Source organism: Streptomyces sp. NPDC107471, from assembly GCF_055582845.1.
The window spans coordinates 792,438-817,397 of sequence record NZ_JBVJPC010000001.1; the positions used below are offsets into that span (position 1 = coordinate 792,438).

Sequence of the window (24,960 nt, forward strand, 5' to 3'; positions counted from 1 at the left end):
CCCGTCGCAGGTCTCTTGATCGCCAACCGCACGTGTCACCGAGGACAACACCCGGCAAACACGGACGGTTCGCACCCCATCGACGCGGATGCCCGCCAGGCATCCCCGCATGCCGCAGGAGAATCCCGCATGCACCAGAAGCACCACGCGCACCTCAGACTCGCCCTCGCGACGGCCGCTGCGGCCGCGCTGACGGGCGGTCTGCTCACCGTCTCGGCGACCACGGCCACCGCCGCAGACTCCTTCAAGGTCACCAAGGCCGACTTCAACGGCGACGGCATAGGCGACGTCCTCGCCACGGCCGCCGGCGCCTCCGTCAGCGGCCACGCCGACGCCGGCCAGGTCGTCGCCCTCTACGGCAGCGCCGGCAACGGTGTGACCTCGGCCAAGCGCTCGGTTGTCAGCCAGAACTCCGGCACCGTGCCCGGCAGCGCCGAGGCCGGTGACTACTTCGGCGCCGCGACGGCGTACGCCGACTTCAACGGCGACGGGTTCGACGACCTCGCGGTGGCCTCGCCGTACGAGAAGGTCGGCACCGACACCGACGGCGGCGCCCTCGCGATCCTGTGGGGCTCGGCGAGCGGCCTCACCGGCAAGGCGAGCGACGTGCCGGACCCGGCCGTCTCCTCGCACGACAACTGGGGCCTGGCCCTGGCCGCCGGCGACTTCGACGGCGACGGCAAGGCCGACCTGGCCGTCGGCAACTCGTCCGCGACCCTGTACGTCTACAAGGGCGGCTTCAGCAGCTCCACCGGCCAGCCCGGCGGGCGTTACACGATCAAGCCCCCGATCATGCCCGGCTCCTCCGGCTTCCCCTACGGCCCGCAGCAGCTCACCGCCGGTGACGTGAACGGCGACGGCCGCACCGACCTGGTGGTCGACGGCTACGAGACGCAGACCGGCATCGGCTGGAACACCAACTACTGGGTGCCCGGCACCGCGAACGGCCTGAGCGTCGCGGGCGTCAAGACCCTCAAGCCGGGCATCGTCACCGGCATCGGCGACATCAACGGCGACGGTTACGGCGACATCGTCACCGGCGCCGGCTGGGACGCCACCACCGACGACGGCCAGAGCGTCCCGGACTCCGCGGACGGCGGCAAGGTCAACATCACCTACGGTTCCGCGTCCGGCCCCGCCTCGACCACCGGCATCACCCAGAACACCGGGAACGTGCCCGGCAGTTCGGAGAAGGGCGACTCCTTCGGCTGGGACCTGGACCTGGGCGACGTCAACGGCGACGGCTACCAGGACGTGGTCGTCTCCAGCCCGAACGAGGACCTCGGCAGCGTCAGCAACGCCGGCATGGTCACCGTCATGTACGGCTCCGCGAACGGCGTCAACACCTCCACCGGCCTGCAGTCCTTCGAGCAGAACACGACGGGCGTCCCCGGCACCTCGGAGAAGAACGACCTGTTCGGCGCCGACGTCAAGCTCGACGACGTCAACGGCGACGGCAAGGCCGACCTGGTCATCGGGTCCTACGAGGACGGCGGCGACGGAGCGGTCACCTACCTGCCCTCCACCGGCACGAAGATCGGCACGACCGGCTCCCGCGCCCTGTCGGTGACAGCGGTGGGCGTCTCCACCGCGGGCACCCCCCAGTTCGGCGCCCTCTTCGCCGACTAGTCGGCACTTCTCACAGGAACGGCCCCCGAGTACCTCGTCGGGGGCCGTTTTGTGTGTCAACTCGCGTAGACACGACCTGATTTGCCGTTTCAGGTCATCGAATGGACACGTGCCATCCATTTACATGGCCGCATGTCCATGTCACGCTCCCATCTGCCGCCTCCATTCAACCCGCGTAGATGGGACCCCCACCATGCTGGCGACACGTATCCGTAGCTGGAAGACGGTGGCGCTCACCACCGCCGCCGTGCTGGCCGGGCTCGCCGCCCCCGTCGTGACGACGACCCCGGCCGCCGCCACGACGACCGCGTACGACACGACGTACTACAAGAACGCGATCGGCAAGACGGGTTCGAGCCTCAAGTCGTCCCTGCACACCATCATCAGCAGCCAGTCGAAGATCTCGTACTCGGCCGTCTGGGACGCGCTGAAGGTCACCGACCAGGACCCGAACAACAGCAGCAACGTCGTCCTGCTGTACAGCGGCGTCTCCCGCAGCAAGTCCCTCAACGGCGGTGACGTCGGCGACTGGAACCGCGAGCACACCTGGGCCAAGTCGCACGGCGACTTCGGCGAGGTCACCGGCCCGGGCACCGACCTGCACCACCTGCGGGCCTGCGACGTCCAGGTCAACAGCATCCGCGGCAACCTGGACTTCGACAACGGCGGCAGCTCCGTCACCAACGGCGGCGGCTCCACCGTCGACTCCGACTCCTTCGCGCCGCGCGCCGCGGACCGCGGTGACGTGGCCCGCATGATCCTCTACATGGCCGTGCGCTACGACGGCGGCGACGGCTTCGCCGACCTGGAGCCCAACGAGAAGGTCGGCAACGGCTCCAACCCGTACATGGGCAAGCTCGCCGTCCTCAAGGCCTGGAACGAGGCGGACCCGCCCAGCGCCTTCGAGGAGCGCCGCAACCAGGTCATCTACGACACCTACCAGCACAACCGCAACCCGTTCATCGACCACCCGGAGTGGGTCGAGGCGATCTGGTAGGAGCCCGGCTACCGGTGCGTGGGCGCGAACATCCGCAGCACCGCCGGGAGCACGACCACCGAGGGCCCCGGTGAGCCGAGCGCCTTCGCCAGGTCGTCCGCGAGCGTCTCCGGGGTCGTGCGGACCCCGGGGACGCCGAAGGACTCGGCCAGCGCCACGTAGTCCGGGCGGGTCAGCTCGGTCGCCGTGGCCTGGCCGAAGGCGTCCGTCATGTACTCGCGCAGGATGCCGTAGCCGCCGTCGTCGACGATCAGCCAGGTGACGTCCAGGTCGTACTGGCGGGCCGTGGCCAGCTCGGCGATCGAGTACAGGGCCCCGCCGTCGCCCGACACCGCGAGGACGGGCCGGGTCGGATCGGCCACGGCGGCTCCCAGGGCCGCGGGGAAGCCGTAGCCGAGGCCGCCGGCGCCCTGGGCCGAGTGCATGTGGTTGGGGCCCTTGGCGTCGAACGCCGACCAGGCCCAGTAGGTCAGGATCGTCATGTCCCAGAAGGACGGCGAGCCGGCCGGGAGCGCCCTGCGCACCGACGCCAGCACGCCCTGTTCCAGGGTGAGTTCCTGTCCGGCGATCCGCTCCGCGACCCGGGCCAGGACCTCCCGCACCCGCTCCGGAGCCTCCTCGTCCGTCCTCGGCGTCACCGTCTCCAGCAGCGCCTGCAGGGCGAGGCGCGCGTCCGCGTGGATGCCCAGCGCCGGATGGTTGGACTCCAGCTTGCCGAGGTCCGCCTCGATCTGGACGACCCGCCCCCGCGGCCTGAACGTGTGGTAGTTGGACGACAGTTCACCCAGCCCCGACCCCACCACCAGGAGGACGTCCGCGTCCTCCAGGAAGTCCGTGGTGTGCCGGTCCTCGATCCAGGACTGCAGGGACAGCGGGTGGGTCCAGGGGAAGGCACCCTTGCCGCCGGGAGTGGTGACGACCGGCGCCCGGAGCGTCTCGGCCAACTGCCGCAGCTTGCGCGAGGCGTCCGACCGTACGACTCCCCCGCCCGCGATGATCGCCGGGCGGACGGCGTTCGACAGCAGGTGCGCGGCCACCGCCGTGAGTTCGGGGCGCGGCGGAAGCTCCTCGGGGAAGGCGTCGCCGCCCGTCACCACCGGGATCGAGGTCTCGGCGAGCAGCACGTCCTGCGGGATCTCCACCCACACCGGCCCGTGCGGGGCGGTCAGCGCCGACTTCCAGGCCGCCTCGATCGCGGAGGGGATCTGGGACTGGGTGCGGACGGTGTGGACGGACTTGACCACGCCCCGGAAGGAGCCCGACTGGTCCGGGAGTTCGTGGAGGTAGCCGTGCCGGCCGCCGCCCAGGCCGGCGGTCGGGACCTGGCTGCTGATCGCGAGGACGGGGGCGGAGGCGGCCGCGGCCTCTTGGAGGGCGGCCAGGGACGTCAGCGCCCCCGGGCCCGTCGACAGCAGCAGCGGGGCCGCCTCGCCGGTGATCCGGCCGTACGCGTCCGCCGCGAAGCCCGCGTTGTTCTCCACCCGCAGGCCGACGTACCGCAGGTCGGAGCGGCGCAGCGCGTCGAACACGCCGAGCGCATGCTGGCCGGGCAGGCCGAAGACGGTCGTCGCGCCGAGCCCGGCCAGGGTCTCCACGACCAGGTCTCCGCCGTTGCGGCCGGGAGGCGGGTTCAGAGCCGCCGAGATCTGCGCCTCGGTCGGACGGAGCACCAGGTCGTGGTCGTGAGTCACTGCGCGCGGGCCTCTGCAATCTGGCGGGACATGATCGTGGTCAGTTCGTAGGCGGTGTGGGAGGCCGCCACCGACGTGATCTCCGCGTGGTCGTACGCGGGGGCCACCTCGACGACGTCCGCCGACACCAGGTTGCACGATGCCAGACCGCGCAGGATCTCCAGCAGCTCGCGGGAGGTCATGCCGCCCGCCTCGGGGGTGCCGGTGCCGGGCGCGTGGGCCGGGTCCAGGCAGTCGATGTCGATGGAGATGTAGAGCGGACGGTCGCCGATGCGCTGGCGGAGCTGGTCGGCGACCTCGTCCACACCGCGCCGCATGACGTCCGCCGAGGTGACGATGCCGAAGCCCAGCTTCTCGTCGTCGTCCAGGTCCTGCTTGCCGTACAGCGGACCGCGGGTGCCCACGTGGGAGAGGGCGGAGGTGTCGAGGATCCCCTCCTCGACCGCCCGCCGGAACGGCGTGCCGTGCGTGTACTCGGCGCCGAAGTAGGTGTCCCAGGTGTCCAGGTGGGCGTCGAAGTGCAGCAGCGCGACCGGGCCGTGCTTCTTGGCGACGGACCTGAGCAGCGGCAGCGCGATGGTGTGGTCGCCGCCCAGGGTCATCAGCCGGGCGCCGCTGCCCAGCAGGTCGTCGGCGGCCGCCTCGATCGTCTCGACGGCCTCGTTGATGTTGAACGGGTTCACCGCGATGTCCCCGCCGTCCGCGACCTGCGCCAGCGCGAAGGGGGACGCGTCCTGGGCCGGGTTGTAGGGCCGCAGCAGCCGGGACGCCTCACGGATCGCGTTGCCGCCGAAGCGGGCGCCCGGCCGGTACGAGACACCCGAGTCGAACGGCACTCCGACGACGGCGACGTCGGCCCGGCCGACCTCGTCGAGGCGGGGCAGCCGGGCGAAGGTCGCGGGCCCGGCGTAGCGCGGGATGCGGGAGGAGTCGACGGGGCCGCGGGGGGTCTCGGGGGAGCTCATGGTCGGATGCCTTCCTTGTGTCTGTGCGTTCGGTCTACCGGGGTGCCGGAACCGGTTCGGGGACCTCGCGCCCGGCGAGTCGTTCCCGCCAGGCCGCGAGTACCGCGGTGTCGGTCGCCGGGGTCGCCAGGGATACGGCGACGTAGACGACCAGGGAGGCCAGCAGGCCGTAGTACACGGGCTCGTTGGCGAGGATGCCGTAGCCGGCCATCAGGCCGATGACGGCGAGGCCGCCGACGGTCACGGAGGCCAGCGCGCCCTGGGCGGTGCCGCGCTTCCACAGCAGGCCGCCGAGGATCGGGACGAGGAGGCCGCCGACGAGGAGGTTGTAGGCGACGGTGAGGGCCTCGACCACGTTGTTGAGCGCGATCGCCGTGCAGATCACGGCCACGCCCATGACGAGGATGAAGGCGCGGTTGCCCCGTACCTCGTCGTGGTCCCCCTCGGCCCTCCTGCCCCGCAGCCGCGACCAGATGTCGTTGTTGGCGACGGTCGCGCAGGCGATCAGCGCGCCGGAGGACGTCGACATGACGGCGGCGAGGGCGGCGGCCAGCACCAGGCCCCGTACGCCGACGGGGAGTTCGTCCTTGACGATGGTCGCGAAGGCGTCGTCCGCGTTGGCGAGGTTCGGGTAGAGCACCTTGGCGGCGGTGCCGATGACGGCACCGGCGAGGGCGTAGGCGAGGCAGTAGGTGCCGGCGACGGTGCCGCCCCACTTGGCGGTGGTGTCGCTGCGGGCGGTGAAGACGCGCTGCCAGATGTCCTGACCGATGAGCATGCCGAAGGTGTAGATCAGCACGTAGGTGAAGATCGTCTCGCCGCCGATGCCCAGCGGGTCGAAGTACCCGGTGGGGAGCTTCGCCCTCATCTCGCCGAAGCCGCCCGCCTTGACGACGGCGATGGGCAGCAGCAGGAGCAGCACACCGATCGTCTTGACGACGAACTGGACCATGTCGGTGAGGGTGATGGACCACATGCCGCCGAGGGTGGAGTAGGCGACGACGATCGAGCCGCCGAGGACGATCGCGACGGTCCGGTTCATGTCGAAGAGGACGTCGAAGATCGTGGCGTAGGCGATGGTCGAGGTGACCGCGAGCATGAGGGTGTACGCCCACATGACCACGCCGGAGATGACCCCGGCCCGGCCGCCGTACCGCAGGTCCAGCATCTCGGAGACGGTGTAGACCTTGAGGCGGGCGATGCGGGCGGAGAAGAACACGGACAGGGCCAGCAGGCCGAGGCCGATGGTGAAGACCATCCAGGCGCCGGAGAGGCCGTACTGGTAGCCGAGTCCGACGCCGCCGATGGTGGAGGCGCCGCCGAGGACGATCGCCGCCATGGTGCCGGAGTACATCGCGGGGCCGAGGCGGCGCCCGGCGACCAGGAACTCGCTCTTGGACCTGGCGCGGCGCATGCCCCACCACCCCATGGCGAGCATGCCGGCCAGATAGACGACGATCACTGTGTAGTCGACGGCCATGTCGGAGCCCTCCTCCTGCCGGTCTGCACCTTGCCGGTCCGCACGTGCCGGCCTGCGGCCTGCCGGTCTGCGTCGACACTAGGTGGCCGGAAAGCGGCTGCGAAGTGTACGTTTCATCCATTCGAGCGGTGCCGGATGGAGGGAACGTCCATAATGCCTGACCCGGCTGTCCCACCCACCCCACCGGTCCCGCTGGCCGCGCTGCTGGCCCGCGAGGACCTGGGCCTGCGGCAGATCGCGGGGCCATCGGACCCCGGCGCGGTGGTCCACTGGGCGCACACCTCGGAGATGGCGGACCCCTACCCGTACCTGCTGGGCGGTGAGCTGCTGCTGACGGCGGGGGTGCACATCCCGGAGGCGGCGGGCTCGGGCACCTACTTCGACGACTACGTGGCGAGGATCGTCGCGGCCGGCGGGGCGGCGCTCGGCTTCGGCGTGGCACCGGTGCACGACACGGTCCCGCGCGCCCTGGTCGCGGCCTGCGACACCTACGGGCTGCCGCTGATCGAGGTCCCGCCCGAGACCACCTTCTCCGGGGTGGCCCGGGCCGTCTGGCAACTGATGGCCCAGGCCCGCCACGCGGAACTGCGCCGGGTGACCGAGGCCCAGCAGAGCCTGGCCGCGGCCGCGTCCCGCCCCGACCCGGTGCCGTCGGTGCTGCGGCAGCTCGCGCAGCGGGTCGGCGGACGGGCGGTGCTGTACGGCCCGGAGGGCACGGAGGTCGCGGCGGCGGGCAGCCGGCAGGGCGACGGGGAGCTGGCGCGGTTGCGCCGGCTCGTCACCGAGCGCTCCTCCACCACGGCCACCGACACCACCGCCGGCCTCCATCTGGCCGCCTACGCCCTGGGCGCCGGGCACGGTTTCGTCCTCGGGGTCGCCGCACCCCGCCGGGACCCCGGCGACCACACCATCGCCTCGGTCGCCGCCGTGCTGCTGTCGCTGCTCACCGGTGAGCACCAGAGCGGGTCGGAGGCGGCGCGCTCGTCCGCTCTGGTACGGCTGCTGCTGGGCGCCCCGGCCCCGGACGTGGCCCCGCTCCTCGGCGGTGAGCGGTGGGTCGTCGTGCGCGCCCGGCCCGACAGCGCCACCGCCCCCGACCCGGTCGCGGCCTCCGCGCTCGGCGCGGCACTCGGCTCCCCGCTGGTGGACGTGGCCCGGGACGTCGTACGGGTGCTGCTGCCCGCCGACCGGGAACCGGCCCCGCAGCCCGGGTGGACGCTCGGGGTCAGCGCGGCGGCCGGACCGGCGGAGTGGACCGTCGCCGACGCCCAGGCGGGCCGGGCGCTGGCCCGCGCCCGCGCGACCCGCGCCGGGCTGGTGCGGTACGGGGCCCGGTCCGCTCTCGCCGACCTGGTGCCGGAGGCGGACGCCGACGCGCACGCCCGGGCCCTGCTGGCACCGCTGGCCCCCGCGCTCACCGAGACCCTGCGCACCTGGCTGTCCCTGCACGGCAGTTGGGACCGTACGGCGGTGGCGCTGGACGTGCACCGCAACACCGTGCGGCAGCGGATCGCGAAGTGCGCGGCGCTGCTGGAGCTGGACCTGGACGACCCGGACGTACGGATGGAATTGTGGTTCGCGGTGCGCCGGCCATGATCGGGTGAGCCGTGTCCCAGCGTGCGGGATGCGCGGCGGTCCCGTGAAGGCGTGCCTCAGAATGGAAGACATGCCGATACCCGGGACACCCAGCCGCGCCGAGCTCGTCGACCATCTCGTGAAGACCCGTATCGCGGGCGAGGTGGCCACCCCGCGGGAGAACAACCTCTCCCACTACCGCCAGCTCGCGAACGGCAACCGCCACTACTGGCTGGGGCTGGAGCTCGGGGACCGGTGGACCGACGAGCAGGACGTGCTCGCGGTGATGGCGGAGCGGGTGGGCGTCAGCGACGACCCGGAGTACCGGTACGGCCAGGACACCATCGACCCCGAGCTGACCGTGAGCGCCCTGGAGCGGATGGCGGCCCGGCTGCGCAAGGCGGCGGACGGGCGGCAGCGGGTGCTGTTCGCCACCGGTCACCCCGGCGGCATGCTCGACGTCCACCACGCCACCGCGGCCGCGCTGCGCGCCGCGGGCTGCGAGATCGTCGTCATCCCGGACGGGCTCCAGACGGACGAGGGGTACGTCATGCAGTTCGCGGACGTGGCCGTCCTGGAGCACGGCGCGACACTGTGGCACACCCACTCCGGCGACCCGATGAAGGCCATCCTCACGGCCCTGGAGCGCGAGGGCCGCCCGCTGCCCGACCTGGTGGTCGCCGACCACGGCTGGGCGGGCTACGCGGGACAGCACGGCGTGGACTCGGTGGGCTACGCCGACTGCAACGACCCGGCCCTGTTCGTCGGCGAGGCGGAGGGCACGCTCCAGGTGGCGGTCCCCCTCGACGACCACGTGGTGAGCCCGCGCTACTACGACCCGATGACCGCGTACCTGCTGAGCGAGGCCGGCCTGTCGTAGGCGCGGGTCACCTGGGCGCCCGGACCACGCCCTCCTGGATCACCGAGATGGCCAGCCTGCCGTCCTGGGTGTAGATGCGGGCCTGGCCGAGACCGCGGCCGCCGGAGGCCGACGGGGACTCCTGGTCGTACAGGAGCCATTCGTCGGCGCGGAAGGGGCGGTGGAACCACATCGCGTGGTCCAGCGAGGCCCCGACGACGTCACCGACGGCCCAGCCGCCGCGCCCGTGCGCGAGCAGGATCGAGTCGAGGAGCGTCATGTCGGAGACGTACGTGGCGAGGACGACGTGCAGCAGCGGGTCGTCCGCGAGCTTGCCGTTGGTGCGGAACCAGACCTGCGAGTGCGGTTCGCGCGGCGCGCCGAACTGCCCGAACGGCGGCTCGTCCACGTACCGCAGGTCGATCGCCTCGCGGGCCTCCAGGAAGCGCTCCACGACCGTGGCGTCGAGGTGGTCGTAGCCGCGCAGCCGGTCCGCGGAGGTGGGCAGCGTCGCCGGGTCGGGGGCGGCCGGCATGTCGGCCTGGTGGTCGAACCCGTCCTCGTGCCGCTGGAAGGACGCGGAGAGGGCGAAGATCGGCTGGCCGTGCTGGATCGCGAGCACGCGGCGGGCGGTGAAGGACCGCCCGTCGTTCATGCGCTCGACGGTGTAGACGATCGGGGCGCCCGGGTCGCCGGGGCGCAGGAAGTACGCGTGCAGGGAGTGGGCGAGCCGGTCCTCGGGGACCGTCCGCCCGGCGGCGACCAGCGCCTGCGCCGCGACCTGCCCGCCGAAGACGCGGGGGACGACGGCGGGGCGGGAGTGGCCGCGGAAGATGTCCTCCTCGATCTGCTCGAGGTCGAGCAGATCGAGGAGGTCCTGGAGTGCCTGGCTCATGGAGATGTTGTACCGGCCGTCGGTTTCGCGCGGCCTACAGGCCCATGTCCTTCGCGATGATCGTCTTCATGATCTCGCTGGTGCCGCCGTAGATGCGGTTGACGCGGTTGTCCGCGTACAGGCGGGCGATCGGGTACTCGTTCATGAAGCCGTAGCCGCCGTGCAACTGGAGGCAGCGGTCGATGACGCGGTGCGCGACCTCGGTGCAGAACAGCTTGGCGCTGGCGGCCTCGGCCGGGGTCAGCTCACCGGCGTCCAGGGCCTCCAGAGCGCGGTCGGCGACGGCCTCGGCGGCGTCCACCTCGGCCTGGCAGGCGGCCAGTTCGAACTTGGTGTTCTGGAAGGAGGCGACGGGCTTGCCGAAGACCGTGCGGTCCTGCACGTACTCCTTGGCGAACCGGACGGCGGCCTTGGCCTGGGCGTAGGCGCCGAAGGCGATGCCCCAGCGCTCGGAGGCCAGGTTGTGGCCGAGGTAGTAGAAGCCCTTGTTCTCCTCGCCGAGGAGGTCCTCGACGGGGACCTTGACGTCGACGAACGCCAGCTCGGCGGTGTCGGAGGTCTTCAGGCCGAGCTTGTCCAGCTTGCGGCCGATGGAGTAGCCCTCGGACCTGGTGTCCACGGCGAACAGGGAGATGCCGTGGCGGCGGTCCTCGGCGGTGGGCGCGGAGGTGCGGGCGCAGACGATCACGCGGTCGGCGTGCACGCCACCGGTGATGAAGGTCTTGGAGCCGTTGAGGACGTAGTGCGTGCCGTCCTCGGAGAGCTTGGCGGTGGTCTTCATGCCCGCGAGGTCGGAGCCGGTGCCCGGCTCGGTCATCGCGAGGGCCCACATCTCCTCACCGGTGACGAACTTCGGCAGGAAGCGCTTCTTCTGCTCGTCGGTGGCGAGCATCTTGATGTACGGCAGGCCGAGCAGGACGTGCACACCGGAGCCGCCGAACTGCACGCCCGCGCGTGCGGTCTCCTCGTACATGACGGCCTCGAACTTGTACGAGTCGATGCCGGCGCCGCCGTACTCCTCGTCCACGCGGATGCCGAAGATGCCGAGCTCGGCGAGCTTGTAGTAGAAGTCGCGCGGGGCCTGGCCGGCCTGGAACCACTCGTCGTAGACCGGGACGACCTCGGCCTCGATGAAGGCGCGCAGGGTCTCCCGGAACGCCTCGTGGTCCTCGTTGAACACAGTACGGCGCACCGCCGCCACCTCCAGGTACGTGTCTAAGCGCTTGCTCAGATCATCAAGGTACCGGCGGGTAGGGAGAGGCGTCCAGAGCTGCTCCCGTAACGCTCGTCACGCCGCCGCGGCCGCGAACGCCCCCCTGGCCATGCGGTGCAGCAGCTCCGCCGTGGCGCCGCGGCCCGGGAGGGAGCCGGGGCGGCCGAGGTGCGGGGTGGAGTTCAGGAGGCCGAAGACGGAGTGCACGGCCGAGCGGGCCGCGGGTTCGGCGAGGCCGGGGTAGACCTCGCGCACGCTCTCCACCCACAGCTCGACGTACTGCCGCTGGAGCTGGCGCACGAGCTTGCGGTCGCTGTCGCGCAGGCGGTCCAGCTCGCGGTCGTGCAGGGTGATGAGGGGGCGGTCGTCCAGCGCGAAGTCGATGTGGCCTTCGATCAGGGAGTCGAGCAGCGCCTCGGGGTCGCCGCCGTCCGACTCGGCGACCCGCCGCTTCCCGCCGGTCAGGAGCTGGCCGCTGATGCCCACCAACAGCTCGGCGAGCATCGCGTCCTTGCCCGCGAAGTGCCGGTAGAGCCCGGGACCGCTGATGCCGACCGCCGCGCCTATCTCGTCCACGCCCACGCCGTGGAACCCACGCTCGGCGAACAGCCGCGCGGCCTCCCTGAGAATCTGCTCGCGGCGGCTGGGGGCGTCGGTTCTGGTGGCCATGGAAGCAATTCTAGACAGGGAGGTTAGCGGTCGTTAACCTGAGGGAAATGGTTAACGCTCATTAACAGGCGATCACTGGGTGAGGGGACCGCGGGACATGGATCAGGCACCCGAGCTGACGAGCGCGGCAGACCCCGCGTCGGCGGCCTGGAAGGCCAACGAGGAGGCCCACCGGGCCCTCGTGGACGAGCTGCGGGACAAGCTCGCCGCCGCCGGGCTGGGCGGCGGGGAGAAGGCGCGCGCGCGGCACACCGCGCGCGGGAAGCTGTTGCCCCGGGAGCGGGTCGACACCCTCCTCGACCCGGGCTCGCCCTTCCTGGAGCTGGCCCCGCTCGCCGCCGACGGGATGTACGACGGGCAGGCCCCGGCCGCCGGCGTGATCGCCGGGATCGGGCGGGTGAGCGGGCGCGAGTGCGTGGTCGTCGCCAACGACGCCACCGTCAAGGGCGGCACGTACTACCCGATGACGGTGAAGAAGCACCTGCGGGCCCAGGAGGTGGCGCTCGACAACCGGCTGCCCTGCATCTACCTCGTGGACTCCGGCGGCGCCTTCCTGCCCATGCAGGACGAGGTCTTCCCGGACCGCGAGCACTTCGGGCGGATCTTCTACAACCAGGCCCGGATGTCCGGCGCGGGCATCCCGCAGATCGCCGCGGTGCTCGGCTCGTGCACGGCCGGGGGCGCCTACGTCCCCGCCATGAGCGACGAGGCGGTCATCGTCCGCAACCAGGGCACGATCTTCCTCGGCGGCCCGCCCCTGGTGAAGGCCGCCACCGGCGAGGTCGTCACCGCGGAGGAGCTCGGCGGCGGCGAGGTGCACTCCCGGATCTCCGGTGTCACCGACCACCTCGCCGAGGACGACGCCCACGCGCTGCGGATCGTGCGGAACATCGCCGCGACCCTGCCCGCGCGCGGACCGCTGCCGTGGTCCGTCGAGCCCGCGGTGGAGCCCAAGGTGGACCCCCACGGCCTGTACGGCGCGGTGCCGGTGGACTCCCGCACCCCCTACGACGTCCGCGAGATCATCGCGCGCATCACCGACGGCTCCCGTTTCGCCGAGTTCAAGGCCGAGTTCGGGCAGACCCTGGTCACCGGCTTCGCCCGGATCCACGGCCACCCCGTCGGCATCGTCGCCAACAACGGCATCCTGTTCTCCGAGTCCGCCCAGAAGGGCGCCCACTTCATCGAGCTGTGCGACCAGCGCGGCATCCCGCTGCTGTTCCTCCAGAACATCTCGGGCTTCATGGTCGGCAAGGACTACGAGGCCGGCGGCATCGCCAAGCACGGCGCCAAGATGGTCACCGCGGTCGCCTGCACGCGCGTGCCCAAGCTGACGGTCGTCGTCGGCGGTTCGTACGGCGCCGGGAACTACTCGATGTGCGGCCGGGCCTACTCCCCCCGCTTCCTGTGGATGTGGCCCAACGCCAAGATCTCCGTCATGGGCGGCGAGCAGGCCGCCTCCGTCCTCGCGACCGTCAAGCGGGACCAGTTGGAGCAGCGCGGCGAGAACTGGTCGGCGGCGGACGAGGACGCCTTCAAGGACCCGATCCGCGCCCAGTACGAGCGCCAGGGCAACGCCTACTACGCCACCGCCCGGCTCTGGGACGACGGGGTCATCGACCCGCTCGACACCCGTCAGGTGCTCGGCCTGGCCCTGACCGCATGCGCCAACGCGCCGCTGGGCGACCCCCAGTTCGGCGTCTTCCGGATGTGAGGACCCATGTTTGACACAGTGCTTGTCGCCAACCGGGGCGAGATCGCGGTCCGCGTCATCCGCACGCTCAGGGCCCTGGGCGTGCGCTCCGTCGCCGTCTTCTCCGACGCCGACGCCGACGCCCGGCACGTCCGGGAGGCCGACACCGCCGTACGCCTCGGACCGGCGCCCGCCTCGGAGAGCTATCTGTCCGCCGAGCGGCTCCTGGAGGCGGCCGCCCGCACCGGCGCCCAGGCCGTCCACCCCGGCTACGGCTTCCTGGCGGAGAACGCGGCCTTCGCGCGCGCGTGCGCCGACGCCGGGCTGGTCTTCATCGGGCCGCCCGCCGACGCCATCGCCCTCATGGGCGACAAGATCCGCGCCAAGGAGACCGTGCAGGCGGCCGGAGTGCCCGTGGTCCCCGGCGGCCGGGACCCCGAACTCGCCGGGGCCGCGCGCGCGTTGGGCGCCCCGGTGCTGCTGAAGCCCAGCGCGGGCGGCGGCGGCAAGGGCATGCGACTGGTCCGGGACCTGACGGTCCTCGACGAGGAGATCGCCGCCGCCCGCCGCGAGGCCCGTGCCTCCTTCGGCGACGACACCCTGCTCGTGGAGCGGTGGGTCGACCGGCCCCGGCACATCGAGATCCAGGTGCTGGCGGACGGCCACGGCAACGTGATCCATCTCGGTGAGCGCGAGTGCTCCCTCCAGCGCCGCCACCAGAAGATCATCGAGGAGGCGCCCAGCGTCCTCCTGGACGAGGCCACGCGCGCGTCCATGGGCGAGGCGGCGGTCGAGGCGGCCCGCTCCTGCGGCTACCGGGGCGCGGGCACGGTGGAGTTCATCGTGCCGGGCGACGATCCGTCGTCGTACTACTTCATGGAGATGAACACCCGCCTCCAGGTGGAGCACCCGGTCACCGAGCTGATCACCGGCCTGGACCTGGTGGAGTGGCAGCTCCGGGTCGCGGCGGGCGAGCCGCTGCCGTACGGGCAGGAGGACGTCCGGCTGACCGGGCACGCGATCGAGGCCCGCGTCTGCGCGGAGGACCCTGCAAAGGGCTTCCTCCCGTCCGGCGGCACCGTGCTCCGGCTCCACGAACCCCAGGGCGACGGCGTCCGCACCGACTCCGGGCTCAGCGAGGGCACCGAGGTCGGCAGCCTGTACGACCCGATGCTGTCCAAGGTCATCGCGTACGGCCCCGACCGGGAGACCGCGCTCAGGAAGCTGAGGGCGGCCCTCGCGGAGACGGTGACGCTCGGCGTGCAGACCAACGCGGGGTTCCTGCGCCGGCTCCTCGCCCATCCGGACGTGGTGAAGGGCGAGTTGGACACCGGGCTCGTCGAGCGGGTGGTGGACGACCTGGTCCCCACGGACGTACCGGAGGAGGTGTACGAGGCGGCGGCTGCCGTACGGCTCGAAGCGCTGCGGCCACGGGAAGCGGGCTGGACCGACCCGTTCTCGGTGCCGAGCGGCTGGCGGCTGGGCGGCACCGGTTTCACGAAGGCCGTCGCCTTCCCCCTGCGGGTGCAGGACCCGGTCGAGCACACCCCCCGCGGCACCCACGCCGTCACCGCCGACAAGGTGACCGTCACCCTCGACGGCGTCCGCCACACCTTCCACCGGGTCGCCGACTGGGTGGGCCGCGACGGCGACGCCTGGCAGGTCCGCGACCACGACCCGGTGGCCGCGTCCCTCACCCGCGGCGGGCACGCGGGGGCCGACTCCCTCACCGCCCCCATGCCCGGCACGGTGACCGTCGTGAAGGTCGCGGTCGGGGACCAGGTGGCCGCCGGACAGAGCCTGCTCGTCGTCGAGGCGATGAAGATGGAGCACGTCATCTCCGCCCCGCACGCCGGCACCGTCGCCGAGCTGGACGTCGCGCCGGGCACGACGGTCGCCATGGACCAGGTGCTCGCGGTCATCACCCCGGTGGAGGAGGAGGAATGACGCTCCCCATGGTCGTACCGGAGGCGGGGCTCCCCGCCCGCGTCCGCATCCACGAGGTCGGAGCCCGCGACGGCCTGCAGAACGAGAAGTCGACGGTGCCGACCGAGGTCAAGGCGGAGTTCGTGCGCCGCCTGGCCGACGCGGGGCTCACCACGATCGAGGCCACCAGCTTCGTCCACCCGCGGTGGGTGCCCCAACTCGCCGACGCCGAGCAGCTCTTCCCGCAGGTCAGCGATCTTCCCGTGGACCTCCCGGTGCTCGTGCCGAACGAACGCGGCCTGGACCGCGCCCTCGCCCTGGGCGCGACCCGCGTCGCCGTGTTCGCGAGCGCCACCGAGTCCTTCGCCAAGGCCAACCTCAACCGCACGGTCGACGAGGCGCTGGCGATGTTCGACCCGGTCGTCGCGCGGGCCAAGGCGGCGGGTGTGCACGTCCGCGGCTATCTGTCGATGTGCTTCGGCGACCCGTGGGAGGGCGCGGTCCCGGTCCCCCAGGTCGTCAAGGTGTGCCGCGCCCTGCTCGACATGGGCTGCGACGAGCTGAGCCTCGGCGACACCATCGGGGTGGCGACCCCGGGCCACGTGCGCGCGCTGCTGACCGAACTCGACGTCCCCGTCGAGAAGGTGGGCGTGCACTTCCACGACACCTACGGCCAGGCGCTCGCCAACACCCACGCCGCCCTCCAGCACGGCGTCACCACCGTGGACGCCTCCGCGGGCGGCCTCGGCGGCTGCCCGTACGCCAAGTCCGCCACCGGCAACCTCGCCACCGAGGACCTGGTGTGGATGCTTCAGGGCCTCGGCATCGACACCGGTGTCGACCTCGGCCGTCTCGTCGCCACCAGCGCCTGGATGGCCGAACACCTGGGCCGACCCAGCCCGTCCCGCACCGTCCGCGCCCTCTCCCACCAGGAGTGACCCACCCATGGACCACCGCCTCTCCCCCGAGCTGGAAGAACTCCGCCGTACGGTCGAGGAGTTCGCCCATGACGTAGTGGCGCCGAAGATCGGCGAGTACTACGAGCACCACGAGTTCCCGTACGAGATCGTCCGCGAGATGGGCCGCATGGGCCTGTTCGGGCTGCCGTTCCCCGAGGAGTACGGCGGGATGGGCGGCGACTACCTGGCCCTCGGCCTCGTCCTTGAGGAACTCGCGCGCGTGGACTCGTCGGTGGCGATCACCCTGGAGGCCGGCGTCTCGCTCGGCGCCATGCCGCTGCACCTGTTCGGCACCGAGGAGCAGAAGCGCGAGTGGCTGCCCCGGCTGTGCTCGGGTGAGATCCTGGGCGCCTTCGGCCTCACCGAACCGGACGGCGGCAGCGACGCGGGGGCGACCCGTACGACGGCCCGGCTGGACCCGGACACCGACGAGTGGGTCATCAACGGCACCAAGTGCTTCATCACCAACTCCGGCACCGACATCACGGGGCTGGTCACCGTCACCGCGGTCACCGGCCGCAAGCCCGACGGCAAGCCGCTGATCTCCTCGATCATCGTCCCCTCGGGCACGCCGGGCTTCACGGTCGCCCCGCCGTACTCCAAGGTCGGCTGGAACGCCTCGGACACCCGGGAGCTGTCCTTCTCCGACGTCCGGGTCCCGGCGGCGAACCTGCTGGGCGAACAGGGCCGCGGCTACGCCCAGTTCCTGCGGATCCTCGACGAGGGCCGGATCGCCATCGCGGCGCTGGCGACCGGGCTCGCGCAGGGCTGTGTGGACGAGTCGGTGAAGTACGCGAAGGAGCGGGTGGCCTTCGGGCGGCCCATCGGCGCCAACCAGGCCATCCAGTTCAAGATCGCCGACATGGAGATGAAGGCCCACACGGCCCGCCTCGCCTGGCGGGACGCGGCCTCACGTCTGGTCGCCGGTGAGCCCTTCAAGAAGGAGGCGGCCCTGGCCAAGCTGTACTCCTCCACGGTCGCGGTGGACAACGCCCGTGACGCCACCCAGATCCACGGCGGGTACGGCTTCATGAACGAGTACCCGGTGGCCCGGATGTGGCGCGACTCCAAGATCCTGGAGATCGGCGAGGGCACCAGCGAGGTCCAGCGGATGCTGATCGCACGGGAGTTGGGGCTGGTGGGCTGACCCGCAGCGCACAGAGCGTCCACAGCTTCGACGGGGCGGCGCCCCGCCCTCTGGACATTCGATGAGGTTAGGCTAACCTACCTTCGAACTTGTCCGGCGGGCGCTCAGCCCCGTTCGAAAGCAGCCACACATGTCCAACGCAAGAGCCGCCCACCTCACCCGCCGTGGCATCCTCGCCGCGGGCGGCGCACTCGGCCTCGGCGCCGTGCTCGCGGCCTGCGGTGACGACGACTCCAGCAGCGAGGGCTCTGGCAAGGAGACCACGGCCGCGAAGTCCGGGGCGTGGACCTTCAAGGACGACCGCGGCACGACCGTCAAGCTCGACAAGGTCCCCACGAAGATCGTCGCCTTCGTCGGCGTCGCCGCCGCGCTGCACGACTACGGCATCGAGGTCAAGGGCGTCTTCGGACCCACCAAGACCAAGGACGGCAAGGCCGACGTCCAGGCCGGCGACATGGACGTCAGCAAGCTGACCGTCTTCGGCAACGTCTGGGACCAGTTCAACGTCGAGCAGTACGCGGCCTTCGCGCCCGAGGTCCTCATCAGCACGACCTTCGACAGCGCCGGCACCCTCTGGTACGTCCCCGCGGCCTCCGCCGCCAAGATCGCCCAACTGGCGCCGAGCGTGGCGGTCTCCGTGTACGACCGTCAGATCACCACGCCCCTCCAGCGGGTGTGGGAGCTGGCCGAGTCCCTGGGCGCCGACATGACGGCGGCGAAGGTCACCGACGCGAAGAAGCGGTTCGAGGCGGCGTCGGAGCGGCTGCGCACCGCGGCCAAGGCCCACCCCGACATCAAGGTGCTCGCCGGGTCCGCCGCCCAGGACGTCTTCTACGTCTCCGGCACCAACCTCTCCATCGACCTCGAGTACTTCAAGGCGCTCGGCGTGAACTTCGTGGAGCCGCCGGCCTCCGTGCTCAAGGCGAGCGGCGGCTGGTACGAGTCGCTGAGCTGGGAGAACGTCGACAAGTACAAGGCCGACATCATCATGATGGACGACCGTACGGCGACGATCCAGCCGGCCGACATCACCGAGGCCACCTGGAAGCAACTGCCCGCGGTGAAGGCGGGGCAGGTCATCGCCCGTTCTCCCGAGCCGATCCTGTCGTACGACAAGTGCGTGGCGATGGTGGAGAACCTCGCGAAGGCGATCGAGACCGCGAAGAAGGTCGGCTAACCCCTCACACCTTCCTGAGCATCAGGAGCCCTGTATGACCACGGCCGTAGCCGCCCCGTTCCGTTTCTTCTCCCTCCAGGTCGTGCGGACGAGGCGGCTCGGCCCGTCTCTCGTCCGGGTCGGCTTCGCCGGGGAGGATCTCCGGCACTTCTTCTCCGACGGGCACGACCAGTCGCTGTCCCTCTTCCTCCCCGCCGCGGGCCGGATCGAGCCCGGTGTCCCCGTCGAGCTCGGGGACGCGTGGTGGCAGGCCTGGCGGGAGCAGCCGGACGAGGTGCGGGCCGTGATGCGGTCGTACACCCTCCGGGGACTGCGGCGCGATCCGGACGAGATCGACATCGACTTCGTGCTGCACGAGCCTGCCGGACCCGCCTCCGCCTGGGCCTCGCGCGCCCGCGTCGGCGACCGGGTCCAGTTGCTCGGGCCCGCCGTCGCCGACAACCGGGCGATCCGGTTCCGGCCGCCCGGGGACACCGATCTGGTGCTGCTGTGGGGGGACGAGACCGCCCTTCCCGCCGTCTCGGCGATCCTCGAAGCCCTCCCCGCCGGGCAGCGCGCCCGTGTCTGGCTGGAGGTGCGGGACGCCGGGAACATCCAGGACCTCGCGACCGAGGCCGACGCGGAGATCACCTGGCTGGTGACCGGCGGGAGCGGCGTCGCGCTCCCCCACGGCCCCGAAGGCGCGGGAGACGCCCCCGCCCCCATGGCGCTCGACACCCTTCGGGCCGCCCAACTCCCCCCGGCCGAGCGGCCGTACGTGTGGATCGCGGGCGAGTCAGGGTGTGTGAGGCGGCTGCGGCGGCACTTCGTCCACGAGCGCGGGATCGACCGCCGCCGGGTCACCTTCGTCGGCTACTGGCGCCAGGGCCTGACCGAGGAACAGCTCCGGGCCGCGGAGTAACTCCCGCCGACGTGACGGCGGTCACGGGTGGGGCAGGTTTCGCCTCAAGTTAATTAGGTTAGGCTTACCTAAGTTGAAGCCCCGGGTATCCGCCCCGCTCCTGCCCCGTCCCGTACGGATCGTCCCCACCGGAGGACCCCCACATGCGCTCGCACCTGCTCAACGACACGACCGCGGAGAGCTACCGCCGCTCCGTGACCGAAGGAATCGAGCGGGTGGCGGCCAAACTCGCCACCACCACACGGCCGTTCACCGGCGTCTCCGTCGACGCCCTTTCCCCCCGCATCGACGAGATCGACCTCGACAAGCCCCTGCTGGACACGGCGGCGGTGCTCGACGAGCTGGAGGACGTCTACCTCCGGGACGCGGTCTACTTCCACCACCCCCGCTACCTCGCCCACCTCAACTGCCCGGTCGTCATCCCGGCCGTGCTCGGTGAGGCCATCCTCTCCGCGGTCAACTCCTCCCTGGACACCTGGGACCAGTCGGCCGGCGGCACCCTCATCGAGCGCAAACTGATCGACTGGACGACCGCGCGCATCGGCCTGGGGCCGGTCGCCGACGGCGTGTTCACCTCGGGCGGCACGCAGTCCAACCTCCAGGCCCTGCTCCTCGCCCGCGAGGAGGCGAAGCCCGGGCGGGACGGGTGGGAGGGCCCCGCCTCCTTCGCCGACCTGCGCATCTTCGCCTCCGAGGTCAGCCATTTCAGCGTCAGGAAGTCGGCCAAACTGCTCGGTCTGAGCCAGGACGCCGTGGTCTCGGTCCCCGTCGACCACGACAAGCGGATGCAGACCGTCGCCCTCGCCCGTGAGCTGGAGCGCTGCCGTCGCGAGGGCCTGGTCCCGATGGCCGTCGTCGCCACCGCCGGCACCACCGACTTCGGCTCCATCGACCCGCTGCCCGAGATCGCCGAACTGTGCGAGCAGTACGGCACCTGGATGCACGTCGACGCCGCCTACGGCTGCGGACTGCTCGCCTCGGTCAAGTACCGGGACCGCATCGACGGCATCGAGCGCGCCGACTCGGTCACCGTGGACTACCACAAGTCCTTCTTCCAGCCGGTGAGTTCGTCCGCCGTGCTGGTCCGCGACGCGGCCACGCTGCGGCACGCCACCTACCACGCGGAGTACCTCAACCCGCGCCGCATGGTGCAGGAACGTATCCCTAACCAGGTGGACAAGTCCCTGCAGACCACCCGGCGCTTCGACGCCCTCAAGCTGTGGATGACCCTGCGCGTGATGGGCGCCGACGGCATCGGGCAGCTCTTCGACGAGGTCTGCGACCTGGCCGTCGAGGGCTGGCGACTGCTCGCCGCCGATCCCCGCTTCGACGTCGTGGTCGAGCCCTCGCTCTCCACGCTCGTCTTCCGCTACATCCCGTCCTCGGTCACCGACCCGGCCGAGATCGACCGGGCCAACCTGTACGCCCGCAAGGCCCTGTTCGCCTCCGGCGACGCGGTGGTCGCGGGCACCAAGGTGCAAGGCCGCCACTACCTGAAGTTCACCCTTCTCAACCCCGAGACGACGGTCGAGGACATGTCCGTCGTCCTCGACCTGATCGCCGGCCACGCCGAGCAGTACCTGGGAGAGTCCCTTGACCGCGCGTCCTGAAAACCCCGCCAAGACCCACGACTTCGTGGGCATCGGGCTCGGGCCCTTCAACCTCGGCCTGGCCTGTCTGACCGAGCCCATCGCCGAACTCGACGGCGTCTTCCTGGAGTCGAAGCCCGACTTCGAGTGGCACGCCGGCATGTTCCTGGACGGCGCCCACCTCCAGACCCCGTTCATGTCGGACCTGGTCACGCTCGCCGACCCGACCTCGCCGTACTCCTTCCTCAACTACCTGAAGGAGAAGGGCCGGCTGTACTCGTTCTACATCCGCGAGAACTTCTATCCGCTGCGGGTGGAGTACGACGACTACTGCCGCTGGGCCGCAAACAAACTGAGCTGCGTCCGCTTCGGCACGACGGTGACCGAGGTCCGCCACGAGGACGAGCTGTACGTCGTGACGACGGCAGACGGGGACGTCCTGCGCGCCCGCCACCTGGTCCTCGGCACCGGCACCCCGCCGTACGTCCCGGAGGCCTGCCGGGGGCTGGGCGGCGACTTCATCCACAACTCCCGCTACCTGCAGCACCGGGCGGAGCTGGTGAAGAAGGAGTCCATCACCCTGGTCGGCTCGGGCCAGTCCGCCGCCGAGATCTACTACGACCTCCTCTCGGAGATCGACGTCCACGGCTACCGGCTCAACTGGGTGACCCGCTCGCCGCGCTTCTTCCCCCTCGAATACACCAAGCTCACGCTGGAGATGACCTCCCCGGAGTACATCGACTACTACCGCGAGCTCCCCGAGGCCACCCGCTACCGGCTCACCGCCGAGCAGAAGGGCCTGTTCAAGGGCATCGACGGCGACCTCATCAACGAGATCTTCGACCTGCTCTACCGGAAGAACCTCGGCGGCCCGGTCCCCACCCGGCTGCTCACCAACTCCTCGCTCGACAGCGCCCGCTACGAGAACGGCACGTACACGCTGTCCTTCCGCCAGGAGGAGCAGGAGAAGGACTTCGAGATCGAGTCGCAGGGCCTGGTCCTCGCGACCGGCTACAAGTACGCCGAGCCGGAGTTCCTGGCACCGGTCAAGGACCGCCTGGTGTACGACTCGCACGGCAACTTCGACGTGTCCCGCACCTACGCGATCGACGTGACGGGCAGAGGTGTCTTCCTGCAGAACGCCGGCGTGCACACCCACAGCATCACCAGCCCCGACCTGGGCATGGGCGCCTACCGCAATAGCTGCATCATCCGGGAGCTGCTCGGCACCGAGTACTACCCGGTCGAGAAGACCATCGCGTTCCAGGAGTTCTCCGTATGACCTTCACCTTCCGCCCCCTCGACCCGCTGAAGGACGCCGAGCTGCTGCACGGGTGGGTCACCCACCCCAAGGCCGCGTTCTGGATGATGCAGGACGCGAAGCTGGAGGACGTCGAGCGGGCCTACATGGACATCGCGGCCGACGAGCACCACCACGCGCTGCTGGGCCTGGACCAGGACGGCGAGCCCGCGTTCCTGATGGAGAAGTACGACCCCGCCCACCGCGAGCTGGTGGGACTGTACGAGCCCCGGCCCGGTGACATCGGCATGCACTTCTTGACCCCGGCGACCGACCGGCCCGTCCACGGCTTCACCCGGTCCGTCATCACCGCCGTGATGGCCCACCTCTTCGCGGACCCGGCCGTCGAGCGGGTGGTGGTGGAACCGGACGTCTCCAACAAGGCCGTCCACGCCCTGAACGAGGCGGTCGGGTTCGTGCCCGAGCGCGAGATCCAGAAGCCGGAGAAGAGGGCCCTGTTGAGCTTCTGCACCCGGGAACAGTTCCGGCTCGCGACGGGAGCGGCCGCATGAGCCTCGCCGACACCGTGGCCCACCTCTCCCCCGAGCGCTGGGAGGTGGCCAACCGCCTGCTGATCCGCAAGGGCCTCGCCGAGTTCGCGCACGAGCGGCTGATCGAGCCCGAGGAGACCGACAAGGACCAGTACGTCGTCCGCAGCGACGACGGCAAGACCCGCTACGACTTCACGGCCGTGCGCCGGGCCCTGGACCACTGGCAGGTCGACGCCGACTCCATCACCCGGCACCGGGACGGCGCCGAACTCCCCCTCGCCGCGCTGGACTTCTTCATCGAACTGAAGGACACCCTCGGCCTGAGCGACGAGATCCTGCCGGTCTACCTGGAGGAGATCTCCTCCACCCTCTCCGGCACCTGCTACAAGCTCACCAAGCCGCGCGTCCCGGTCGCCGAGCTCGCCAAGAGCTCCTTCCAGGACATCGAGACCGGCATGACCGAGGGCCACCCCTGCTTCGTGGCCAACAACGGCCGGCTCGGCTTCGGCATCCACGAGTACCTCGCGTACGCCCCCGAGACCGCGAGCCCGGTCCGCCTGGTCTGGCTCGCCGCCCACCGCTCCCGCGCCGCGTTCACGGCCGGGGTCGGCATCGAGTACGAGACCTTCGTACGCCAGGAGCTGGGCGAGGACACCGTCGAGCGCTTCCACGGCGTCCTGCGCGGCAAGGGCCTCGACCCGGCCGACTACCTCCTCATCCCCGTCCACCCCTGGCAGTGGTGGAACAAGCTCACCGTCACCTTCGCCGCCGAGGTCGCCCGCGACCTGCTGGTCTGCCTCGGCGAGGGCGACGACGAGTACCTGGCCCAGCAGTCCATCCGGACCTTCTTCAACAGGTCGCACCCGGAGAAGCACTACGTGAAGACGGCCCTGTCCGTCCTCAACATGGGCTTCATGCGCGGACTGTCGGCCGCGTACATGGAGGCGACCCCGGCCATCAACGACTGGCTCGCCCAGCTCATCGAGGGCGACCCGGTGCTGAAGTCGACGGGCCTGACGATCATCCGCGAGCGGGCCGCCGTCGGCTACCGGCACCTGGAGTACGAGGCCGCCACGGACCGCTACTCGCCGTACCGCAAGATGCTGGCCGCGCTGTGGCGCGAGAGCCCCGTCCCGTCCCTCCAGGACGGCGAGTCGCTCGCGACGATGGCCTCCCTGGTCCACGTCGACCACGAGGGCCGGTCCTTCGCGGGCGCCCTCGTCGAGCAGTCGGGGCTGACCCCGACCGACTGGCTGCGCCGCTACCTGCGCGCCTACTACACCCCCCTCCTGCACAGCTTCTACGCCTACGACCTGGTGTTCATGCCGCACGGCGAGAACGTCGTCCTGGTCCTGAAGGACGGCGTGGTCGAGCGGGCGATCTACAAGGACATCGCCGAGGAGATCGCGGTCATGGACCCGGAGGCGGTGCTGCCGCCGACGGTCGAGCGGCTGCGGGTGGAGGTCCCCGACGACAAGAAACTGCTGTCGATCTTCACGGACGTCTTCGACTGCTTCTTCCGCTTCCTCGCCGCGAACCTCGCCGCCGAGGGGGTTCTGGAGGAGGAGGACTTCTGGCGCACGGTCGCCGAGGTCACCCGCGACTACCAGAACTCGGTGCCCGAACTGGCCGACAAGTTCGCCCAGTACGACATGTTCGCGCCCGAGTTCGCCCTGTCCTGCCTCAACCGCCTCCAGTTGCGCAACAACCGGCAGATGGTGGACCTGGCCGACCCGTCCGGCGCGCTCCAGCTCGTCGGCACGCTGAACAACCCCATCGCCGGCCTCTGAGCACGACTCCGAAA

Annotated in this window: 20 protein-coding genes; 14 read left to right on the forward strand and 6 right to left on the reverse strand. The window is 71.0% G+C overall.

The features are described 5' to 3' along the window. Positions 1–129: 129 nt before the first annotated feature. Positions 130–1,629, forward strand: a complete 1,500-nt coding sequence (locus ACZ66S_RS03485) for an FG-GAP and VCBS repeat-containing protein (protein WP_469899337.1) — start codon at positions 130–132, stop codon at positions 1,627–1,629. 193 nt (positions 1,630–1,822) lie between these two features. Next, entirely contained in the window at positions 1,823–2,626 is an 804-nt protein-coding gene (locus tag ACZ66S_RS03490) for an endonuclease I family protein (protein WP_469899338.1), read from the forward strand. An 8-nt stretch (positions 2,627–2,634) separates the two neighbouring features. Here the strand turns inward: ACZ66S_RS03490 and ACZ66S_RS03495 are convergent, their stop codons facing one another. Genes ACZ66S_RS03495 through ACZ66S_RS03505 form a run of 3 tightly spaced genes read right to left on the reverse strand, consistent with a single transcriptional unit; the run spans position 2,635 to position 6,762 of the window. After that, positions 2,635–4,317: a thiamine pyrophosphate-binding protein gene (locus tag ACZ66S_RS03495; protein ID WP_469899340.1), complete on the reverse strand. Its 1,683-nt coding sequence runs from the start codon at positions 4,315–4,317 to the stop codon at positions 2,635–2,637. Then, a complete protein-coding gene (gene speB, locus ACZ66S_RS03500) occupies positions 4,314–5,282 on the reverse strand; it encodes an agmatinase (RefSeq protein ID WP_469899342.1) in 969 nt (322 codons plus the stop codon). The genes ACZ66S_RS03495 and speB overlap by 4 nt, the downstream gene beginning before the upstream one ends. 34 nt (positions 5,283–5,316) lie before the next feature. Further along, entirely contained in the window at positions 5,317–6,762 is a 1,446-nt protein-coding gene (locus ACZ66S_RS03505) for a sodium:solute symporter family protein (RefSeq protein ID WP_469899344.1), read from the reverse strand. 153 nt (positions 6,763–6,915) lie between these two features. Between ACZ66S_RS03505 and ACZ66S_RS03510 the strand changes: the two genes are divergently transcribed. Both ACZ66S_RS03510 and ACZ66S_RS03515 read left to right on the forward strand, forming a co-directional pair. After that, the gene (locus ACZ66S_RS03510) at positions 6,916–8,358 is read left to right on the forward strand and encodes a PucR family transcriptional regulator (RefSeq protein WP_469899345.1); all 1,443 of its coding nucleotides are present in this window, start codon (positions 6,916–6,918) and stop codon (positions 8,356–8,358) included. A 70-nt stretch (positions 8,359–8,428) separates the two neighbouring features. Continuing rightward, positions 8,429–9,217 carry a phosphatase gene (locus ACZ66S_RS03515; RefSeq protein WP_469899346.1) on the forward strand — a complete coding sequence of 263 codons (789 nt, stop codon included), beginning with the start codon at positions 8,429–8,431 and terminating at the stop codon, positions 9,215–9,217. Positions 9,218–9,224: 7 nt separating this feature from the next. Here ACZ66S_RS03515 and ACZ66S_RS03520 read toward each other — a convergent pair whose 3' ends face one another. The 3 genes from ACZ66S_RS03520 to ACZ66S_RS03530 all read right to left on the reverse strand — a co-directional run bounded on the left by ACZ66S_RS03520 (position 9,225) and on the right by ACZ66S_RS03530 (position 11,973). Beyond that, positions 9,225–10,091 (reverse strand): acyl-CoA thioesterase, encoded by an 867-nt coding sequence (locus tag ACZ66S_RS03520; RefSeq protein WP_469899347.1) that lies wholly within the window; start codon positions 10,089–10,091, stop codon positions 9,225–9,227. Between the two features lie 34 nt (positions 10,092–10,125). After that, positions 10,126–11,283 (reverse strand): acyl-CoA dehydrogenase family protein, encoded by a 1,158-nt coding sequence (locus tag ACZ66S_RS03525; RefSeq protein ID WP_469899349.1) that lies wholly within the window; start codon positions 11,281–11,283, stop codon positions 10,126–10,128. A gap of 96 nt (positions 11,284–11,379) precedes the next feature. Further along, positions 11,380–11,973 (reverse strand): SACE_7040 family transcriptional regulator, encoded by a 594-nt coding sequence (locus ACZ66S_RS03530; protein ID WP_469899351.1) that lies wholly within the window; start codon positions 11,971–11,973, stop codon positions 11,380–11,382. A gap of 97 nt (positions 11,974–12,070) precedes the next feature. Between ACZ66S_RS03530 and ACZ66S_RS03535 the strand changes: the two genes are divergently transcribed. The 10 genes from ACZ66S_RS03535 to ACZ66S_RS03580 all read left to right on the forward strand — a co-directional run bounded on the left by ACZ66S_RS03535 (position 12,071) and on the right by ACZ66S_RS03580 (position 24,946). Beyond that, positions 12,071–13,687, forward strand: a complete 1,617-nt coding sequence (locus tag ACZ66S_RS03535; protein ID WP_469899353.1) for a carboxyl transferase domain-containing protein — start codon at positions 12,071–12,073, stop codon at positions 13,685–13,687. Positions 13,688–13,693: 6 nt separating this feature from the next. Further along, entirely contained in the window at positions 13,694–15,613 is a 1,920-nt protein-coding gene (locus tag ACZ66S_RS03540) for an acetyl/propionyl/methylcrotonyl-CoA carboxylase subunit alpha (RefSeq protein WP_469899355.1), read from the forward strand. Next, a complete protein-coding gene (locus tag ACZ66S_RS03545; protein ID WP_469899356.1) occupies positions 15,610–16,530 on the forward strand; it encodes a hydroxymethylglutaryl-CoA lyase in 921 nt (306 codons plus the stop codon). The genes ACZ66S_RS03540 and ACZ66S_RS03545 overlap by 4 nt, the downstream gene beginning before the upstream one ends. A 7-nt stretch (positions 16,531–16,537) precedes the next feature. Then, on the forward strand, positions 16,538–17,698 hold the full coding sequence (locus ACZ66S_RS03550; protein WP_469899358.1) for an acyl-CoA dehydrogenase family protein: 1,161 nt from the start codon (positions 16,538–16,540) through the stop codon (positions 17,696–17,698). 130 nt (positions 17,699–17,828) lie between these two features. Next, entirely contained in the window at positions 17,829–18,875 is a 1,047-nt protein-coding gene (locus ACZ66S_RS03555) for an ABC transporter substrate-binding protein (protein WP_469899360.1), read from the forward strand. A gap of 34 nt (positions 18,876–18,909) precedes the next feature. Continuing rightward, the gene (locus ACZ66S_RS03560; RefSeq protein WP_469899362.1) at positions 18,910–19,776 is read left to right on the forward strand and encodes a siderophore-interacting protein; all 867 of its coding nucleotides are present in this window, start codon (positions 18,910–18,912) and stop codon (positions 19,774–19,776) included. Positions 19,777–19,919: 143 nt separating this feature from the next. Further along, positions 19,920–21,386, forward strand: a complete 1,467-nt coding sequence (gene desA, locus ACZ66S_RS03565; RefSeq protein ID WP_469899363.1) for a lysine decarboxylase DesA — start codon at positions 19,920–19,922, stop codon at positions 21,384–21,386. Further along, positions 21,370–22,647, forward strand: coding sequence for a lysine N(6)-hydroxylase/L-ornithine N(5)-oxygenase family protein (locus tag ACZ66S_RS03570; RefSeq protein WP_469899364.1), 1,278 nt, complete (start codon positions 21,370–21,372; stop codon positions 22,645–22,647). Before desA ends, ACZ66S_RS03570 begins: the two co-directional genes overlap by 17 nt. Then, positions 22,644–23,177, forward strand: a complete 534-nt coding sequence (locus ACZ66S_RS03575; RefSeq protein ID WP_469899366.1) for a GNAT family N-acetyltransferase — start codon at positions 22,644–22,646, stop codon at positions 23,175–23,177. The genes ACZ66S_RS03570 and ACZ66S_RS03575 overlap by 4 nt, the downstream gene beginning before the upstream one ends. Next, a complete protein-coding gene (locus tag ACZ66S_RS03580; protein WP_469899367.1) occupies positions 23,174–24,946 on the forward strand; it encodes an IucA/IucC family protein in 1,773 nt (590 codons plus the stop codon). Before ACZ66S_RS03575 ends, ACZ66S_RS03580 begins: the two co-directional genes overlap by 4 nt. Positions 24,947–24,960: the final 14 nt, after the last annotated feature.

Bases quoted from the DNA above. Each gene is read 5' to 3' on its own strand.
- ACZ66S_RS03485 (WP_469899337.1), top strand. From the start codon at position 130: ATGCACCAGAAGCACCACGCGCACCTCAGACTCGCCCTCGCGACGGCC.
- ACZ66S_RS03490 (WP_469899338.1), top strand. From the start codon at position 1,823: ATGCTGGCGACACGTATCCGTAGCTGGAAGACGGTGGCGCTCACCACC.
- speB (WP_469899342.1), bottom strand. From the start codon at position 5,282: ATGAGCTCCCCCGAGACCCCCCGCGGCCCCGTCGACTCCTCCCGCATC.
- ACZ66S_RS03505 (WP_469899344.1), bottom strand. From the start codon at position 6,762: ATGGCCGTCGACTACACAGTGATCGTCGTCTATCTGGCCGGCATGCTC.
- ACZ66S_RS03510 (WP_469899345.1), top strand. From the start codon at position 6,916: ATGCCTGACCCGGCTGTCCCACCCACCCCACCGGTCCCGCTGGCCGCG.
- ACZ66S_RS03515 (WP_469899346.1), top strand. From the start codon at position 8,429: ATGCCGATACCCGGGACACCCAGCCGCGCCGAGCTCGTCGACCATCTC.
- ACZ66S_RS03520 (WP_469899347.1), bottom strand. From the start codon at position 10,091: ATGAGCCAGGCACTCCAGGACCTCCTCGATCTGCTCGACCTCGAGCAG.
- ACZ66S_RS03530 (WP_469899351.1), bottom strand. From the start codon at position 11,973: ATGGCCACCAGAACCGACGCCCCCAGCCGCCGCGAGCAGATTCTCAGG.
- ACZ66S_RS03535 (WP_469899353.1), top strand. From the start codon at position 12,071: ATGGATCAGGCACCCGAGCTGACGAGCGCGGCAGACCCCGCGTCGGCG.
- ACZ66S_RS03540 (WP_469899355.1), top strand. From the start codon at position 13,694: ATGTTTGACACAGTGCTTGTCGCCAACCGGGGCGAGATCGCGGTCCGC.
- ACZ66S_RS03545 (WP_469899356.1), top strand. From the start codon at position 15,610: ATGACGCTCCCCATGGTCGTACCGGAGGCGGGGCTCCCCGCCCGCGTC.
- ACZ66S_RS03550 (WP_469899358.1), top strand. From the start codon at position 16,538: ATGGACCACCGCCTCTCCCCCGAGCTGGAAGAACTCCGCCGTACGGTC.
- ACZ66S_RS03555 (WP_469899360.1), top strand. From the start codon at position 17,829: ATGTCCAACGCAAGAGCCGCCCACCTCACCCGCCGTGGCATCCTCGCC.
- ACZ66S_RS03560 (WP_469899362.1), top strand. From the start codon at position 18,910: ATGACCACGGCCGTAGCCGCCCCGTTCCGTTTCTTCTCCCTCCAGGTC.
- desA (WP_469899363.1), top strand. From the start codon at position 19,920: ATGCGCTCGCACCTGCTCAACGACACGACCGCGGAGAGCTACCGCCGC.
- ACZ66S_RS03575 (WP_469899366.1), top strand. From the start codon at position 22,644: ATGACCTTCACCTTCCGCCCCCTCGACCCGCTGAAGGACGCCGAGCTG.
- ACZ66S_RS03580 (WP_469899367.1), top strand. From the start codon at position 23,174: ATGAGCCTCGCCGACACCGTGGCCCACCTCTCCCCCGAGCGCTGGGAG.